The organism is Pseudomonas cremoris (genome assembly GCF_014230465.1).
In genome coordinates this window covers 214,463-231,449 of the sequence record NZ_JAAXCY010000008.1, presented here as the reverse complement: position 1 = coordinate 231,449, position 16,987 = coordinate 214,463, and the positions used below count along the sequence as shown (strand labels likewise).

Genomic DNA, 16,987 nt, shown 5'->3' with positions numbered 1-16,987 from the left:
CTTGTGTTGAGATCCATTCCCATATGCTGTGGGCGGCTGAATACCCGAGGAGTCATACGTTGAGCACACAGGTTGCCAAGAACGCCCGAGAGCTGTTGCTCAAGGAATACCGTGGGGCCCTCTCCACATTGTCCAAAGCCATGCCCGGCTTTCCGTTTGGCTCGGTTGTGCCCTACTGCCTGGATGAGCAGGGTCGCCCGCTGATCCTGATCAGCCGCATTGCCCAACACACCCACAACCTGCAGAAAGACCCCAAGTGCTCGCTGCTGGTGGGTGAGCGCGAGGCAGATGACGTGCAAGCGGTCGGGCGCCTGACTTACCTGGCCGAAGCCGAAAAGCTGGAGGAGGGCGCTGCCATCGAGGCTGCCGCCGAGCGCTATTACCGCTACTTCCCCGACTCGGCCAACTACCATAAGGCCCACGATTTTGACTTCTGGGTACTCAAGCCGGTGCGTCACCGTTATATCGGCGGGTTTGGTGCGATTCACTGGGTCGACCAATTGACGCTGGCGAACCCGTTCGCCGGCAAGGCCGAGTTGAGCATGGTCGAGCACATGAACAGCGATCACACCAAGGCCATAGCCCATTACGTCGAACTCGCGGGTTTGCCCACCTCCGAGCCTGCACAGCTGGCCGGCATCGACAGTGAAGGCATGCACCTGCGTATTGGCCAATCGTTGCATTGGTTGCCTTTTGCGGAGTCCTGCAACACGCCGACACAAGTGCGTGAGGCCTTGGTTTCACTGGCCCACGCTGAGGTTTGGCCGAAAAAATCCCCTGCCAACGCTTGAATTCACGAAACGGCGACGTCATCTAAGGTGGACTGGCAAGGCATTCTTGCGTTGAGGAACCATTTGATGCGCCCTTTTTTATTGCTCTTTCTGCTGTTCCCGGTGTTGGAGCTGTTCGTATTCGTTCAAGTCAGCGGTGCGATCGGGTTTTTCCCGGCCCTGTTGCTGATCATTCTTGGCTCGATGCTTGGCGTGCTGGTGCTGCGCGTCGCCGGGCTGGCCACGGCACTGCGTGCTCGTGAAAGCCTGAACCGCGGCGAGCTGCCGGCCCAGACCATGCTCGAAGGCCTGATGATGGCCCTGGCGGGCGGCCTGCTGATCCTGCCGGGTTTCATCAGCGATGTGGTCGGCCTGGTCATGCTGCTGCCGTTCACCCGCAAGCTGCTGGCCGGCAAGATGCGCCAGCGTGCTGAAGAGGCAGCGATTCGCCAACGCGCGTTCGCCGACGACCTGCAACCGCGCGGTGGCCCGGCTCCGCGCCAACCGCTGGGGCGTGAAGGTGATGTGATCGAAGGCGAATTCGAACATCGCGACAGCAAATAACCGCTTCACGGGCACGGCACCTTTGGGTGCCGTGTTGCATTTGCCCATCGGTACACGCAAAAAAAATCCGTCGAGCCCCCTTGTAATAAGCTTATGCGCCCTTATGTAACGGTCACCGCAAGGTTTCTGGTGGCGACATCAGACAGACTTCAGCGTCTTGCTTGGCGAGGCGCGACCGGCACAGCCGGAATACAACTTGCCGGTATTGACACCGGCCGATGAAAAACACAATTAGGAGAGATCGACAATGAGCAAGCTTCGTCCTCTGCACGACCGCGTCGTAATCCGTCGCAGCGAAGAAGAAAAGAAAACCGCTGGCGGTATCGTCCTGCCAGGTTCGGCTGCTGAAAAAGCCAACCACGGTGTGATCGTCGCTGCAGGCCCAGGCAAGACTCTGGAAAACGGTGATGTACGTGCGCTGGCCGTTAAAGTCGGTGACAAGGTTGTATTCGGCCCTTACTCCGGCAGCAACACTGTGAAAGTCGACGGCGAAGACCTGCTGGTTATGGCTGAGAACGAGATTCTCGCCGTTCTGGAAGACTGATTTCCCCGCTCATTTTCCCGTTACTACAAAGTATTTAAGGAATATCGATCATGGCTGCTAAAGAAGTTAAATTCGGCGATTCCGCCCGCAAGAAAATGCTCGTTGGTGTCAACGTCCTGGCTGACGCTGTAAAAGCGACCCTGGGCCCGAAAGGCCGTAACGTGATCATCGAGAAGAGCTTCGGCGCTCCGACCATCACCAAGGACGGCGTTTCCGTAGCAAAAGAAATCGAACTGGAAGACCGTTTCGAAAACATGGGCGCGCAGCTGGTCAAAGACGTTGCCTCCCGTGCCAACGATGACGCAGGCGATGGCACCACCACCGCGACCGTTCTGGCTCAAGCCATCGTCAACGAAGGCTACAAAGCCGTCGCTGCCGGCATGAACCCAATGGACTTGAAGCGCGGCATCGACAAGGCAACCATCGCCATCGTCGCTGAGCTGAAAAACCTGTCCAAGCCATGCGCTGACACCAAGGCTATTGCTCAGGTAGGCACCATCTCCGCCAACTCCGACAGCTCCATCGGCGACATCATTGCCGAAGCCATGGAAAAAGTCGGTAAAGAAGGCGTGATCACCGTTGAAGAAGGCACTGGCCTGGAAAACGAACTGTCGGTTGTAGAAGGCATGCAGTTCGACCGTGGCTACCTGTCCCCGTACTTCGTCAACAAGCCAGAAACCATGGTTGCCGAACTGGACAGCCCGCTGATCCTGTTGGTCGACAAAAAGATCTCCAACATCCGCGAAATGCTGCCAGTACTGGAAGCCGTTGCCAAAGCTGGCCGCCCACTGCTGATCGTTTCCGAAGACGTTGAAGGCGAAGCCCTGGCGACTCTGGTTGTGAACAACATGCGTGGCATCGTCAAAGTCGCAGCCGTCAAGGCTCCTGGCTTCGGCGACCGTCGCAAGGCAATGCTGCAGGACATCGCTGTTCTGACCGGCGGTACCGTTATCTCCGAAGAGATCGGCCTGAGCCTGGAAAGCGCCACCCTGGAAAACCTGGGTAGCGCCAAGCGCGTCACCATCTCCAAAGAAAACACCATCATCGTTGACGGTGCTGGCGTTGAGCAGGACATCCAGGCTCGTATCTCCCAGATCCGTGCCCAGGTTGCCGAGACTTCGTCCGACTACGACCGTGAAAAACTGCAAGAGCGTCTGGCCAAACTGTCCGGCGGCGTTGCAGTGATCAAGGTTGGCGCTGGTTCCGAAGTTGAAATGAAAGAGAAGAAAGCCCGCGTTGAAGACGCCCTGCACGCAACCCGTGCAGCCGTTGAAGAAGGCGTGGTACCTGGCGGTGGCGTTGCGCTGATCCGTGCTCTGGAAGCCCTGACTGGCCTGAAAGGCGACAACGCCGATCAGGACGTTGGTATCGCAGTTCTGCGTCGCGCTGTTGAAGCGCCGCTGCGTCAGATCGCTGCCAACTCCGGCGACGAGCCAAGCGTTGTGGTCAACGAAGTCAAGAACGGCAAAGGTAACTACGGTTACAACGCTGCGACTGGCGTCTACGGCGACATGATCGAAATGGGCATCCTGGACCCTACCAAGGTGACTCGTTCGGCGCTGCAAGCAGCCTCCTCCATCGGTGGCTTGGTCCTGACCACCGAAGCAGCCATCGCTGACAAGCCAAAGGCTGAAGGTGCTGGCGGTGGTGGTATGCCAGACATGGGCGGTATGGGTGGCATGGGCGGCATGATGTAAGCCAGCCTTACCCCGCTCTGAAAAAGCCCCGCCTGCAGCGATGCAGGCGGGGCTTTTTTATGGTTGTAGTGAGCGGGCTTGTCCCGCGCTGGGGGGCGAAGCCGCCCTAAACCCAGCCAACTCGGTTTGCCTGAAAGAATGCAGTGATTGGATTAGGGCGGCTTCGCCCCCCAGCGCGGGACAAGCCCGCTCACTACAATCAGCGTTCGGTCAGTTGTGGGTGTGTGTCCTTGGGCGCTTTCCAACTCAACAACTGCTGCTTGAACCCGTAACTGGCAGCCTGGTAGTAGGTGATCGCCCGCTGAATCAACGGATCATCACTGCCCACCCGTAACTCCTGGCTCTCACCCAGGGCCTGGTCGTGGCGACGCAAGCCCAGGCGTGGGCTGAGAATCGCCAGATCCTTGCCGTCAAACAAACCCAGGTGCTGATAGTTGCCCACCACCACACGCGGCGGCAATGGATTGTCTTGCAGCAGGTTGCGCCCGAAGAACGTCGATTCGTAGCTCAGGTTGATCAAGCCCAGTAGCGTCGGCGCAAGGTCAATCTGGCTGGCCAACTGCGCGGTTTCCCGGGCTTCGATCAGTTTGGGCGCATAGATGAACAGCGGAATCTGGTAGTTGGTGATAGGCAGGTCTTCCTTGCCCGCGCTGCCGGCGGTGTGGTCCGCAACGAACACGAAAATAGTGTTGTCGAACCAAGGCTTCTGGCGTGCAGCGTCGAGGAATTCACCAATGGCATGGTCGGTGTACTTCACCGCTCCATCGCGACCGTTGCCGGATTTGATGTCGATGCGCCCGTCCGGATAGGTATAGGGGCGGTGGTTGGAGGTGGTCATGAGTTGCAACAAAAACGGCTGCTGCTTGGCGTAGTCGGCATCGGCCAGTTTCAGGGTTTGCCGATAGAGGTCTTCATCGGCCATGCCCCAGGCGTTTTTAAAGGAGATCTCCGATTCGGCCACGCTGCTCTGGTCGACGACTCGGTAACCGTTGCCGCTGAAGAACGCATTCATATTGTCGAAGTACCCGCGCCCACCGTAGACAAACACACTGTCGTAACCGATGGCGCTGAGTTGTTGGCCCAGGCTTGCGAAACCACTTTCACGGCCAATGCGTTTGACGATGGAGCGCCCTGGCGTTGGTGGAATCGCCAAGGTAATCGCTTCCAGCCCGCGATCTGTGCGGGTGCCGGTGGCATAAAAGTTATTGAAGTACAGGCTCTGTTTACGCAGGGTGTCCAGGTTGGGCGTGAGGTTGCGCCCGTCGCCATTACTGCCCATGTACTTGGCGCTAAAGCTCTCGATGGTGACCAGCACGATATTGGGTTTGCGCAAGGTGCCTGGGTTGTCGATGGCTCGGCGGATGTCCAATGGGTCGTTGCCGATAAAGCGGGCGTTAGGCTCGCTGAGTTCGGCACGCAGTTGCTTGGCGACCACATCGGTTGGCAGGCTTTTATAAAACTGGGTGTAGTCCAGTTCGTTGTTTCGGAACGCCGCGAAAAACTGATACGGGCCATTGCTGGCCAACTCGTTCATGTAGGCATTCCCGCCTTGGGCGCGAGGGCTCTCCTGGCTGATCAACTGCAGGCTGAGGCCGGCCAGAACCAACAGGCTCAGGGCATTCAACAGACGGCCCCGCAGGGGCGGCAGGGGGGCGTTCAATGCCGCATTGAAGGGCTTGCGCAGGGCCAGGCTCAGCACAATCGCCAGCATCGCCAGCAAACTGAGAAGCTTGCCGATCGGGTAGGACTCCAGCAGGTTGTTCAGCACTTCATCGGAGTACACCAGGTAGTCGACGGCGATAAAGTTGAAGCGCACGCCGAATTCATCCCAGAACAACCACTCGGCGACGGAGGTGAACAGCATGGCAAACAGGCTGACGGTCAGCACTGCTTGCAGGAACCAACGATGGCCGCGGCGACGCCAGAGGGCAGGCGGGCATAGCAGCAGATACAGGCCCAAGGGCAGGGCTGCATAGGCTAGAAACCCCAGGTCGTAGAGCAAGCCCACGCCAAACACCGGCAGTAAGTTACCGCCAACTTCGTCGAGGTGAGTGACAAGCAGCACGCCACGCGTGAGCAAGAAAACCACCAGCCATGCGCCAGTGACGAGCAGCAGATAACGCATAGGCGCTGTTTTGAGAAACCCCATGTCTATATTCCTTATATCGATGGGCGGCGATCTTCTGCCTGACACTGTAGTCAGTTTGTGAAGCTATAGTGAAAAACTCGTTGGTTATATGCATCAGTTGAAAAAACTAATCGGAACGGCTCGCGGACCTAGCCGCGAGGCACACTTGGCCTTAAGCTGCGCGAGCCAACACGGCCGTTACCGCGTACGGAGACACTGCCCATGCGAATTCTATTGGTTGAAGACAACCGCGATATTCTGGCCAACCTGGCCGATTACCTGGGGCTGAAAGGCTATACCGTGGACTGTGCGCAGGACGGTTTGTCGGGGCTGCACTTGGCCGCTACCGAGCATTACGACTTGATCGTGCTCGACATCATGCTGCCTGGCATCGACGGCTACACCTTATGCAAGCGCCTGCGCGAAGACGCACGCCGCGACACGCCGGTGATCATGCTCACCGCTCGCGACCAATTGGATGACCGGCTGCAGGGCTTCAAGTCCGGCGCCGATGACTATCTGCTCAAGCCCTTTGCCCTCTCGGAGTTGGCCGCACGTATCGAAGCCGTGCTGCGCCGTGCCCAGGGCGGTGGCCGCCGCGCCTTGCAGGTGGCCGACCTGCATTACGACCTCGATACCCTCGAAGTGACCCGCGAGGGGCGCCTGCTCAAATTAAACCCGGTTGGCTTGAAATTGCTGGCGGTGCTGATGCAAAAAAGCCCTCACGTGTTGCGCCGCGAAATCCTCGAGGAAGCCCTGTGGGGCGATGACTGCCCGGACAGCGACAGCCTGCGCAGCCACGTCCACCAACTGCGCCAAGTGATCGATAAACCGTTCGCCAAACCGCTGCTGCAAACGGTGCACGGTGTGGGGTATCGCCTGGCCGAGGGCCGTGATGGAGTTTAAGCAAAGCCTTGCCCAACGGATCATCATCGCCTTTGCCTTGATGAGTGCGTTGGTGGCGGGGGCCTTCGCCATGGGCATCGTCGCGACCGTGCACCTGGTGGAAGAGAAGCTGATCTCGGCGGGCTTGGGCGGTGACTTGCAACGCTTGCTGCTGATGGACACGGTCGAGGACTGGCGGCATCGGCCCGAGCCGGACCAACTGTTCTATTTCAGCGGCGGGCCTGGCGACTTCGAGTTGCCCAAGGATTTGCGGCACCTTGAACCCGGCTTCCATGAAGTCTTCCGTGAAGCGCTGTCTTACCACGCGATGGTCGAAGTGGTGGACGGGCGGCGATACGTGCTGTTGCAGGATCAAAGCGATTTTGAAGAGCGCGAGCGCGTGCTGTTTGCCGTGGTGCTAGTGGGCTTCGTGCTCAGCCTGGCGCTGGCAGTGTTCCTGGGCTGGGTACTGGCACGTAGGGTGATGGCGCCTGTCGTACGCCTGGCTCGCCAGGTGCGTCACCGTGACCAATTGCTCGGCCTGGCACCGCCGCTGGCGCCGGACTACGCAGCCGATGAAGTGGGTGAGCTGGCGGTGGCGTTCGATGCCACGCTGGGAAGGCTGCGCCAGGCGCTGTCCCGTGAGCAACTGTTTACCAGCGATGTCAGCCACGAGTTGCGCACGCCGTTGATGGTACTGGCCAGCTCCTGCGAACTGCTGCTGGAAAATCCGGCCATCGACCAGCGCGGGCGTAACCAGGTGGAGCGTATCGCACGTGCCTGCGAGGAAATGCGCGAGTTGGTGCAGACTTTCCTGATGCTGGCCAGAGCCCAGCATAACGACGCTGCCATGTCCCCTCAGGTGACCCTTACCCAGGTTGCCGATGATTTGCTCGGCATCTGGCGCGAACCTATACAGCACAAGGGCCTGGAGTTGATCTACCAACCGGGCAACCCGCTGGATACGCGCTACAACACGACCTTCTTGCATGCCGTGATGGGCAACCTGCTGCGCAATGCCCTGCATTACACCGAGCAAGGTTTTATCCGCTTGACCCTGAAGCCAAGTGGCTTTGTGGTGGAAGACAGCGGTGTCGGGATTCCTGAAGACAAGCGTGAAGCGATGTTCGAGCCTTTTGTGCGCGGCAGCGAGAAACGCGGCGAGGGCCTGGGCCTCGGCTTGTCACTGGTCCAGCGCATCTGTGAAAACCAGGGCTGGAGCGTGAGCCTTAGCACCATGGAGCCCAATGGCTGCCGCTTTCATGTTGAATTGAGCCCGGTCAAACCCTGACCTCCCTCCCTGCCGCTATCCTGCGGCAGATCCCCGCCTTTTCGGCGAAGATGGCCCCATGCCACCCCTTGTATCTGTAAAGTCTTGAAATGTATGAGATTGGACAGGACAAGTTTTTCACAACGGGTTGACCTGTTGATCACAGGTCGCTGCTTAAGGTTGTCGGCATCAGCAACCGGAGACCCGTTGATGTCTAGTCCGATCAAGCTCGAATTTTCCGAAAAGTACGACGATCAGCACGCCCAAGAATATTTGCTCAAGCATAAGGACAATTTGGCTCGCCGCTTGTCCCACAAACGCGACGAGCAATTGGCCCGGGGTGCGCTGGCCATGGCTGGTGAGCCAGGACTGGTGTTGGACCTGCCCTGTGGGGCGGGCCGCTTCTGGCCGCTGCTGGCCGAAAAACCCAACAGGGTGATTATCGGCGCTGACAATTCCGAGTCGATGTTGAAGGTCGCGATGGCCTCCCAACCGGCAGATGTGGTGAAACGGGTACGGCCCTTGCAGACATCTGCATTCGATATCGATTTACCGGACAACTCGGTCGACAGCATTTTCTGCATGCGCCTGCTACACCATATAGGTGACCCGGTGCACCGCTTGACGATACTGCGTGAGTTTCAGCGTGTTACGCGTGACAGCGTGATTCTTTCGCTGTGGGTTGATGGCAATTTCAAGGCTTGGAAACGCAAGCGGCTCGAAGGGCAACGTCGTATGAAAGGTGAGCAGGAAGGTTACCAAAACCGATTTGTGTTACCTGCGGCTACCGTTGAAGACGAATTCGAGCAGGCCGGTTTCCGCGTTCAGGAGTCCCTCGACTTCATGCCGCTCTACGCCATGTGGCGTGTGTATGTATTGCGAAAGAGGTAACAGGATGGCAGTTGAGTCTGCGGTAGGCAGTCATGTAGCTCCCGAAGAACGATTTGATTATTTCTGGCGCCAGCAGGGCGAGTGGGTCGAGGAGCCCAACCGTCGCCGCGGTGGTGAAAGCGGCGTGCAGCGGGTAATGAGCAGCAATGGCCGCTTGCTCTACAGCAAGCGCCAGACCGGCCATATCTACCGCAGTTGGTTGCACCCATTTGGTCGCCCCACAGTGTTGCGAGAGCGGGATGCCATCAAAGGCCTGCGCTTGCTGGATGTGCGTGTGCCAGAGATGGTCTTTTGCGAGGCGCGTCGTGACTCTCAGCACCAATGGAAAGCATTGTTGGTCACCGCATCCCTCGACGGCTTCGACGAAATTGACAACTGGTACGCCGCTGGCGGCCGCGAACGCTACGGCGAGTTGGTGCACGAGCGCGTGCTCAGGGAGTTGGCCGGCACTTTGGCGCGTATGCACAAGGGCCGTTGGCAGCACGGTTGTTTGTACAGCAAGCATATTTTCGTGCGTGTGACGGGGGAGGGCGACTCGGCCAACGTGGAAGTGGCGCTGTTGGATTTCGAGAAATGCCGCCAGCGGTTGACCGCTTATCGGGCCGCCTCCCATGACATGCTGCAACTGCGCCGCCATTCGTCGTGGAACAGCGCTGACTGGACAAAACTCAGCTACTTTTATGAGACGGCGTTTGGCAGCGCTATCAAGGGTTTAACCAGATGAAGCTAGAAATAGCACGAGGTGTGTTTTTGGTCGGGGCGCTGGGCATTGCAGCCCTGGCGTTGGCGGCGTGGGAACAGCCTCGCACGCAGGTGCTCAGTGCGGCGCAGAGTAGCGCGCAATGCCTGTTGCCGCGCGTCGCCAAGGCGAGTGTCGCGGCCAAGCCTGACCATGAGCTGTTGCTGTTTATGTTTGGAATGTCTCAAGGGATGAGGCCGCAGAGTTGAAACGATTCAAACCCCCGAGAAAGGGCCTTGCGATGCGAGGCTCTTTTTTTTGCCTGTCAGATCAGATGCAGATGGTTATCCCAGAGCCCCGCCGGTAATTCCAACGGCTTTGCCACCAGCTGTTTCTGACGGCAATCGTAGAAGCGGCAGCGTCCTTGGCCAGAGGTGACGACAAATCCATCTGCCACGGCGCCTACACCGGCACAGTCGGGCAGTGGGCCATCCAGGCGCAGCTTGCCGCTGTCCATGTCCCAGATAAAAAAGCGATTACCCCGCGGTGCGGTCAGGGCCACCAGACGCAATTGGCTGTGCACCGCGACGCTGGCGGTGTAATGCCCCATCGCCTGCAACTGCTCGTCCGCCACCGGGAACGCGACGAATGGCTGTCCCGGCCGCTTGATTGCCAGCAACTCGGAACGCTCTTGGGACGGCCCCATGAACTGCTGTCCGGTGAGGATGGTGCCATCGGCGGCGATCCCCATATGACGCACGCTGTTCATCTGTTGGCCCAGGGTTTCCTTGCTGATCAGCGTGCCGTCGCGCTGCATCAATACCAGGCTCGGCTCCATGGCGTTGAGGTTCATCTCCACGCGGCTTTCCGCCTCGGTGCGAATACCACCGTTGGCTACCACCAGGGTTTCGCCATCAGGCATCCACGACACTTGATGCGGGCCGATGCCGTGGGTGGAAATCTCGCCGGTGTGCACCAGCCGCTCGCCTTCAAACTGATACACACCGAGCAGGCCACGGCCGGGGTCGGTCGTGTCGTTCTCGGTGGCATACAGCCAGTCGCCGCTCTTGTGGATCACCGCGTGACCATAGAAGTGGCGATTGACGTTCGAGGTGATGGTTTGCAGCAGCGCGCCATCACGCAGGTCGATCAGGTAACTCCCGGTGCCCGGGCGACGGGCGACGAACAGCGCAATCGGCAGCGTCGGGTGGTTGATGATGTCGTGGCAGCGCTGGCCGACCTGGGTGGCAAACACCTGCTTGCCGTCCAGGCGATAGCCTACGGCATAGTGCTTGCCGTCTGCATCATCCCGCGCCGACAACAGCAGCGGGCCCTTGTCCTTCTGCTGGAATAACGTCCAGCCACCCAAAGTAAGGGCGCTGAGCAGCACGCTGCCAATCGCCAAAGCCTGTCGCCTGAGCATCATCAGTCACCGTCGTTGGCGTTAAAGCCCAGTTGGATGCCCAGCGCCTTGGCCAGCTCGCCTTCGTGCAGGCGGTGGACAACGTTGAGGCTGTCGTAGAGGTCGTTGAGTTGCTGGCGTCCGGCGTCGTCTGCCAGTAGTTCATTGAGGGTGCGCTGATTGCTGGCGAACAGCTTCAGGGAGGCGGCATAGGCGGCGTCGATCTTGTCGGCCAACGGCTTCTGATCGGACGGCAGCAGGCCACGCAGGCCTTTGTTGTCGACGCCGACCCACACGGTTTGGGCGGCAGCCAGGCTGGCTTCAAGGCTTTGCAGGGACGATTCACTGCGCCACGCATCAGCCTGGAATGGCTGCGGGATACCTTTGGTCTGGCGGCCCATCGGCGTACCGAGTTTCTTCTTCAGGGTATCCAGTGCGGTCACTTGGACGCGCAGCAGATCGGCGATGGCTTCATGGGAATCGGCGTAGCGCTGGTTAGGAAACTTGGTCATCTGCGCGAGCATGCCGTCGGTGCTGTTCCAGCTGGCCAGAATTTCTTCGGCCAGGGCCTTTTGACGGTCACCAATGGCAACCAGCAGCGGGCAGTAACGGGCTTTCTGGGCTTCGTCGGCGATGTCGGTCTTGGCGTCGTAGAGGATGTATTCGTAAGCCGACAAGCCTTGTACCACAACGCTCGACTTGGCCAGTGCGGCGCCATCGATTTGCGGCTGGGCGGTCACCAACTGTTCAACCTGACGACCGACCAGGTTCTTCTTGTCCGGCCAGAATTGCACCTGCCACGAACGGTTACCCTCGGCCAATGGGCCAATCAGCAGCGGTTGCAGCTCAGCCCAGGCTTTTTGTGCGTGGAGGAAGTCGGCACGGGCGGTCTCCAGGCTTTCCTTGCCCTGGCAGTAGGCCAATGCGCTGACGGCCAGTTGACGGTCCGCTTCTACCCAACGGCTGTAGGTCGGCAGGATGACTTGCTTGGCGATAGCCGCCGAGGTCACTGCTTGCGGGTCTTGCGGCGAGCAGGCGCCCAATGCAAGGGCGGCCAGGCTGGTGAACAACAACTTGGGACGGAACATGTAGAGCTCCCTTCTGTAATTGGGGCAACGCTTATAAAGAGTTCAGGAACGCCAGCAACGCAGCCCGCTGCTCGGCATTAAAGGACAACACATGCTGCTGCGCCGCTTGAGCTTCACCGCCGTGCCATAGCACGGCTTCCAGCAGGTTGCGGGCGCGGCCGTCATGCAGGAACTGGGTGTGGCCACTCACGGTTTGCGTCAAGCCGATGCCCCACAACGGCGCGGTGCGCCAGTCGCGGCCACCCGCCTTGAATTCGCTGCGGTTGTCGGCAAGGCCTTCGCCCATGTCGTGCAGCAACAGGTCGCTGTACGGGCGGATCACTTGGTTGGCCAGCTCAGGTTCGGCGGCGTTCGCTGCCGTGGTGAAGGATGGCCTGTGGCAACCCTGGCAACCGGCCTGATAGAACAAATTCTTGCCGGCCAGTACCTGCGGCGTATTGACGTCGCGGCGTGCAGGCACTGCAAGGTTACGGGTGTAAAACAGCACCAGGCGCAGGATGTTGTCGCTGACTTCTGGCTCGCCATCGGGGCCATTGCCATTGGGTGCCTGTTTGCAGGCCACTTGGGCGTCGGTGCAGTCATCAAAGGGTCTCAGGGACGTGGTGAGGCCCATATCACCAGAAAACGCGTGAACATTTTGTTGATTGAGATTCGGTTGCCCGGCATTCCAGCCAAAACGCCCGAGCACTGTCTTGTGTTGCGCATCATCCCAGACCCAGTTGGCACGGCCGACGATGGCTTCTTTGTCGGCGGTTTTGGGGTCGGTGTTGCGCAGGATATCGGCATCGCCGATGGCTTCGAGCAGGCCCAGGCCGATCATGGGCGGGGCAATGCGCGCTGAAAAAAGTGTATCTGGGTGCATCGGGCCATAGCCGAGTTGGGTGATTTGCAGGTCTGGTTTACGCAATTCCACCACGGTGCCGTCCTTGAACGTCACAGTGACCGGCGTGTAGTCGACCCGCACCTTGCCTTCCGGCGGTACGCCTGGCACGGCCATGTCTTGCAATTGCCCACCGTAGACCGGCTCGGGCACCACGCCGACTTGCTCGATGAGCTTGGCGTTGACCTGGGTGTCCGGAATCGACAGTCGCACCAGCATCGACACCGCATTGGGAGCATCGAGCAGCGGCGGATGGCCGCGACCGTCCTTGATATGGCAGTTCTGGCAGGCATTGGTGTTGAACAGCGGGCCAAGGCCGTCACGCGCAGTGGTGGTGGAAGGTGCAATCACCCACGGGCTGCGAAAGAAGCTGTTGCCGACGCTGAAATCCAGACGGCGCGTGGGCGACAGGTTGGCCGAAGGCAGGGAAAATGCATTCTGATCACGTTTATTCACCGTCGTCGCGCCACCGGCCCGTGATTCACCCGGCTCTGCCTTGGTAAACCTTGGCGCGTCATCGCAGGCCACCAGGCTCAAGGCCAGGAATGCTGCGCACAGGCGAAAAAGCGAACGGAACATCGAGTTTCCCGGACGAAGGCTAAAAATAAGGTCGCAAAGTCTAACAGGGCAGGGCCGAATGAATAAGAGCAATTATCGTTTGGTGGGTGGCAACCCATTCCCGCTAGAATGACCGCACATTTTTCTCTGGAGGTGGCCAATGCAGGCTCTCGACGCTTTGCTCAACCGTGTTTCCGTGCCGCGTTTGCTGGAGCCGGCACCGACCCAGGAGCAGCGCGACGTGCTGTTCGCTGCCGCCATGCGTGCACCCGACCATGGCCAGTTGCGCCCTTGGCGTTTTCTCACCGTAGAAGGTGCAGCCCGTGAGCAGATGGGCACGCTGCTGGCAGAAGCTGCCCGCCTGCAGGATGCCGATGCCCCACAAGCCGTGATCGACAAAGCTCAGAACGGCCCGTTGCGCGCGCCGCTGGTGGTGGTGGTGATTGCCCGCCTGCAGGAACACTTCAAAGTGCCGAAGTCCGAGCAACTGCTGGCGGCAGGCTGTGCGGCCCACGGAATTCTGCTGGCGGCTTATGCCCAGGGCATTGGGGCTGTGTGGCGCACGGGTGAATTGTCGTACTCGGCCCACGTCGCCAAGGGCTTGGGGCTGACGGCAGATGAGGAAGTGATTGGCTTCCTGTACCTGGGCACGCCACAGAACCCGCCGCGTACGCCGCAGAAGGAAGATGTGGCGGCGTTTGTCCAAGCCTGGCCGGGTCTCTAAGGTTACAGTGATCTAAATGTGGGAGCGGGCTTGCTCGCGAAAGCGGTGGGTCAGTCATGTATGTAGTGACTGGCCCACCGCCTTCGCGAGCAAGCCCGCTCCCACAAGGGGATCTTCATTGTGTTGAGGATCGGGTTTACACCCGAAACTGATCCATCAACTTCATCTGCTGGCTGGCCAATGCATTCAGTTGGCTGCTGATGGCCGCCGACTCGGTGGCCTGGCCAGTGAGTGTTTCGGTCACGGTGCGGATTGCCGAGACGTTGCGATTGACCTCTTCGGCCACCGCGCTTTGTTGTTCGGCGGCGCTGGCGATTTGCAGGTTCATGTCGCTGATCACGGTTACCGCATCGCTGATCTTGCCCAACGCCTGCACCGCTTGATGAATCTGCCCGGCATTGCTCTGGGCCTGGCTTTGGCTTGAATGCATGGTCGCCACCACGCCACGGGTGCCGCTCTGGATACGCTCGATCACCAGGCGAATTTCCTCCACTGAATCCTGGGTGCGCTTGGCCAGGTTGCGCACTTCGTCGGCCACCACCGCAAACCCACGCCCGCTTTCCCCGGCGCGTGCCGCTTCAATCGCTGCGTTGAGGGCCAGCAGGTTGGTCTGCTCGGCGATGCTGCGGATCACTTCCAGCACTGAGCCAATCTGTTCGCTGTTCACCGCCAGGGCCTCGACTTCGCCCACGGCCTTGCTGACTTCTTCGGCGAGGGTGGTGATGTCGCGGGTGCTTTGCTCAATGATCGACATGCCTTCACGCGCCGACTGATCGGCGCCGCGTGCCGCGCTGGCGGCATTGGAGGCGCTGTTGGCGACATCGTGGGCGGTCGCGCTCATTTCATTGGAGGCGGTGGCGACCTGGTCGATCTCGCGGAACTGCACTTGCATACCCTCACTGGTCTGGCGCGCGATGGCAGAGGACTGATCGGCAGTGCCACGGGCTTCGGTAATGCTCTGCTTGATCTGGGCAATGGTTGGTTGCAGCTTGTCGAGGAAGCGGTTGAACCAGTTCACCAGCTCACCCAGTTCGTCTTGCTTGGCGTAGGCCAGGCGCTGGGTGAGGTCGCCGTCGCCGCTGGCGATGTCCTTGAGCATGGCGGCCACGCTGTTGATCGGCCGGGTTACGCCGGTGGCGCTCAGCCACATCAGCAGCAGGCCAAGCAGGCCGGCAGCGGCACCGACCAGTAGCGCCTTGAGCGTGCCGGCGTCTTGGGCCTTGTCGAGCAGGGTTTGCAGTTTGAGTGTGTCGGCCAGCATGACTTGCTTGGGCAGTTTGATCACGATGCCCCAGGACTTGGCGTCGTTAATCGGCTTGACCGGGTACACGGCGCGGATGGTGTCTTCCTGTTCGCGGATCATGCGCGTGTCGCTGGCCAGCAGTTGCACGATCTCCTTGCCCTCAGCGCCGAGGGTGTTGATCAGGTTTTTGCCGACCCGGTCGGGTTCGCCGCTGTACGCCGCAATCAGGCCTGAGCTGGACAGGATCTCCAAGTGCGCTGCACCGTCGAACAGCTCCTTTTGCGCGGCGTCCGTGGTGGCCTGCAGGGTGTTGAGGGCGATATCGATGCCGACCACGCCGATGACTTTGCCGTCCACGATCAGCGGCAGCGAGATGGTGGTCATCAGCATCGACTTGCCGGCGACTTCGTCGGCATACGGGTCCAACAGGCAAACACTGCGCGTGTCGCGTGGGCAGGTGTACCAGATGTTGTAGGGCGTACCGCTGAGGTTGAGGGTGGTCTTGGTCAGGTCGTCCTCGACCATGATCGTGTTCAGGCCTTCACCGCCGGCACGGCTCCAGTAGCTGGAGAAGCGGCCTTTTTCATTGGAGACGCGGGCCTTGTCGTCGATGAATTCGCTGTCCTTGCCGTCCAGCCCATTGGGTTCGAACGACAACCAGATGCCGAGCACTTTGTTGTTGCGCTCAAACGCGGTCTTGAGGCTCTGGTTGAGCTCTTCGCGCAGCGCACCAGGCTCCAGTTGCCGTTTGGTCGCCAGGTTGCGCAGGTCTTTGACCTGGTCCGCGAGGGCGGTGACCACCAGGAGGTTTTCGCCAAAGGTTTTCTGCAGTTGCGCGGCTTGCTCGGCGGCTTTGGATTGCAGCAAGTCCTGCACGCTGTGGGTGAGCATTCGCGAGCTTGAGTCGCTGACCAGATGGTTATTCTGATCGGCCTCGTAAATGTTGACGCCGACGACGAGTGCGATCACCCCCAGCAGGCATAGACCGGACAACAACACGATTTTCAAGCGGATGGAGAGGGTTTTGAACATAGGTTCACTCGCGAATGGTCTTGTTGAAATGCACGCAGGGCGAGCCAAGTCCATTCGGCGCTATGTCCGGAACATCGGCGTAACGAGGTGTTTCATTAGGGGGAGGCGATGAGCGGTAGGAAAAAACCTACACGCAACGTTATACGGGGGCTGCGAGGCGTTCAGGGCGTGACCAGATCCACAGGTTGCCCAGGCTCATCCCGGCAATTGCCAGGTAAATCGGCCAGCCGTGGTCGAGCATCACCAGCATCAGGATCGCGCACACCAACATGCTCACGGTGGCGCTGACCTTGGCTCGGCGCGCAATGATCTTGCCGTTGCGCCAGTTGAACAGGATCGGCCCGAACAGCCGGTGGTTCTCCAGCCAGGCGCTCAGGCGCGGCGAGCTTTTGGTGGCGGCCCAGGCGGCCAGCAAGATGAATTCAGTGGTGGGCAAACCCGGTATCACGATCGCCACCAGCCCGATGCCCAGGCTGACGTAGGCCAGCAGGCCGAAGAGGATTTGGGCGATTTTGGAGATGGATTGGGTTTTGCCGGTCATGGGTAGGAGGATCACAGAAAATCAGCTTGAAATGATATTCAAATGTGGGAGCGGGCTTGCTCGCGAATGCAGTGGGTCAGCCAGCACATGC

16 protein-coding genes and 1 pseudogene are annotated in these 16,987 nt (G+C 59.7%); 10 read left to right on the top strand and 7 right to left on the bottom strand.

Annotated features, from left to right (window positions below):
• Positions 1-59: 59 nt before the first annotated feature.
• From HF257_RS21030 to groL, 4 genes are all read left to right on the top strand, one after another.
• Positions 60-791, top strand: coding sequence for a HugZ family pyridoxamine 5'-phosphate oxidase (locus tag HF257_RS21030; protein ID WP_185708124.1), 732 nt, complete (start codon positions 60-62; stop codon positions 789-791).
• A gap of 66 nt (positions 792-857) precedes the next feature.
• Positions 858-1,334, top strand: coding sequence for an FxsA family protein (locus HF257_RS21025; protein ID WP_024077215.1), 477 nt, complete (start codon positions 858-860; stop codon positions 1,332-1,334).
• Positions 1,335-1,581: 247 nt separating this feature from the next.
• Complete coding sequence (locus HF257_RS21020) at positions 1,582-1,878, top strand: co-chaperone GroES (protein WP_003175874.1); 297 nt, start codon at positions 1,582-1,584, stop codon at positions 1,876-1,878.
• Between the two features lie 50 nt (positions 1,879-1,928).
• Positions 1,929-3,575: a chaperonin GroEL gene (gene groL, locus HF257_RS21015; protein ID WP_185708123.1), complete on the top strand. Its 1,647-nt coding sequence runs from the start codon at positions 1,929-1,931 to the stop codon at positions 3,573-3,575.
• A gap of 199 nt (positions 3,576-3,774) precedes the next feature.
• Here groL and HF257_RS21010 read toward each other — a convergent pair whose 3' ends face one another.
• Positions 3,775-5,724, bottom strand: a complete 1,950-nt coding sequence (locus HF257_RS21010) for an LTA synthase family protein (RefSeq protein WP_185708122.1) — start codon at positions 5,722-5,724, stop codon at positions 3,775-3,777.
• A gap of 201 nt (positions 5,725-5,925) precedes the next feature.
• Here HF257_RS21010 and colR point away from each other — a divergent pair, with 201 nt between their 5' ends.
• The 5 genes from colR (at position 5,926) to HF257_RS20985 (ending at position 9,697) form a co-directional block, all read left to right on the top strand.
• The gene (colR, locus tag HF257_RS21005) at positions 5,926-6,609 is read left to right on the top strand and encodes a two-component system response regulator ColR (protein ID WP_016975511.1); all 684 of its coding nucleotides are present in this window, start codon (positions 5,926-5,928) and stop codon (positions 6,607-6,609) included.
• Positions 6,599-7,879: a sensor histidine kinase gene (locus HF257_RS21000; RefSeq protein ID WP_185708121.1), complete on the top strand. Its 1,281-nt coding sequence runs from the start codon at positions 6,599-6,601 to the stop codon at positions 7,877-7,879. Before colR ends, HF257_RS21000 begins: the two co-directional genes overlap by 11 nt.
• Positions 7,880-8,068: 189 nt before the next feature.
• On the top strand, positions 8,069-8,749 hold the full coding sequence (locus tag HF257_RS20995) for a class I SAM-dependent methyltransferase (protein ID WP_185708120.1): 681 nt from the start codon (positions 8,069-8,071) through the stop codon (positions 8,747-8,749).
• A gap of 4 nt (positions 8,750-8,753) precedes the next feature.
• Entirely contained in the window at positions 8,754-9,473 is a 720-nt protein-coding gene (locus tag HF257_RS20990) for a lipopolysaccharide kinase InaA family protein (protein WP_185708119.1), read from the top strand.
• Entirely contained in the window at positions 9,470-9,697 is a 228-nt protein-coding gene (locus HF257_RS20985) for a hypothetical protein (protein WP_185708118.1), read from the top strand. The genes HF257_RS20990 and HF257_RS20985 overlap by 4 nt, the downstream gene beginning before the upstream one ends.
• 56 nt (positions 9,698-9,753) lie before the next feature.
• Here the strand turns inward: HF257_RS20985 and HF257_RS20980 are convergent, their stop codons facing one another.
• Genes HF257_RS20980 through HF257_RS20970 form a run of 3 tightly spaced genes read right to left on the bottom strand, consistent with a single transcriptional unit; the run spans position 9,754 to position 13,377 of the window.
• Complete coding sequence (locus HF257_RS20980; RefSeq protein WP_185708213.1) at positions 9,754-10,851, bottom strand: DUF1513 domain-containing protein; 1,098 nt, start codon at positions 10,849-10,851, stop codon at positions 9,754-9,756.
• Positions 10,852-10,853: 2 nt separating this feature from the next.
• A complete protein-coding gene (locus HF257_RS20975; protein ID WP_185708117.1) occupies positions 10,854-11,918 on the bottom strand; it encodes an imelysin family protein in 1,065 nt (354 codons plus the stop codon).
• Between the two features lie 31 nt (positions 11,919-11,949).
• Positions 11,950-13,377 carry a di-heme oxidoreductase family protein gene (locus HF257_RS20970; protein WP_185712112.1) on the bottom strand — a complete coding sequence of 476 codons (1,428 nt, stop codon included), beginning with the start codon at positions 13,375-13,377 and terminating at the stop codon, positions 11,950-11,952.
• 139 nt (positions 13,378-13,516) lie between these two features.
• Between HF257_RS20970 and HF257_RS20965 the strand changes: the two genes are divergently transcribed.
• Positions 13,517-14,080 (top strand): NAD(P)H nitroreductase, encoded by a 564-nt coding sequence (locus HF257_RS20965; protein WP_185708115.1) that lies wholly within the window; start codon positions 13,517-13,519, stop codon positions 14,078-14,080.
• A gap of 136 nt (positions 14,081-14,216) precedes the next feature.
• Here the strand turns inward: HF257_RS20965 and HF257_RS33645 are convergent, their stop codons facing one another.
• The 3 genes and pseudogenes from HF257_RS33645 to HF257_RS20955 form a co-directional block, all read right to left on the bottom strand.
• Positions 14,217-14,972 (bottom strand): methyl-accepting chemotaxis protein, encoded by a 756-nt coding sequence (locus tag HF257_RS33645; protein ID WP_370468593.1) that lies wholly within the window; start codon positions 14,970-14,972, stop codon positions 14,217-14,219.
• A gap of 102 nt (positions 14,973-15,074) precedes the next feature.
• A pseudogene (locus tag HF257_RS33640) lies at positions 15,075-16,214 on the bottom strand (PDC sensor domain-containing protein); the annotation flags it as partial.
• A gap of 280 nt (positions 16,215-16,494) precedes the next feature.
• Positions 16,495-16,896 (bottom strand): YbaN family protein, encoded by a 402-nt coding sequence (locus tag HF257_RS20955; protein ID WP_185708113.1) that lies wholly within the window; start codon positions 16,894-16,896, stop codon positions 16,495-16,497.
• Positions 16,897-16,987 lie beyond the last annotated feature (91 nt).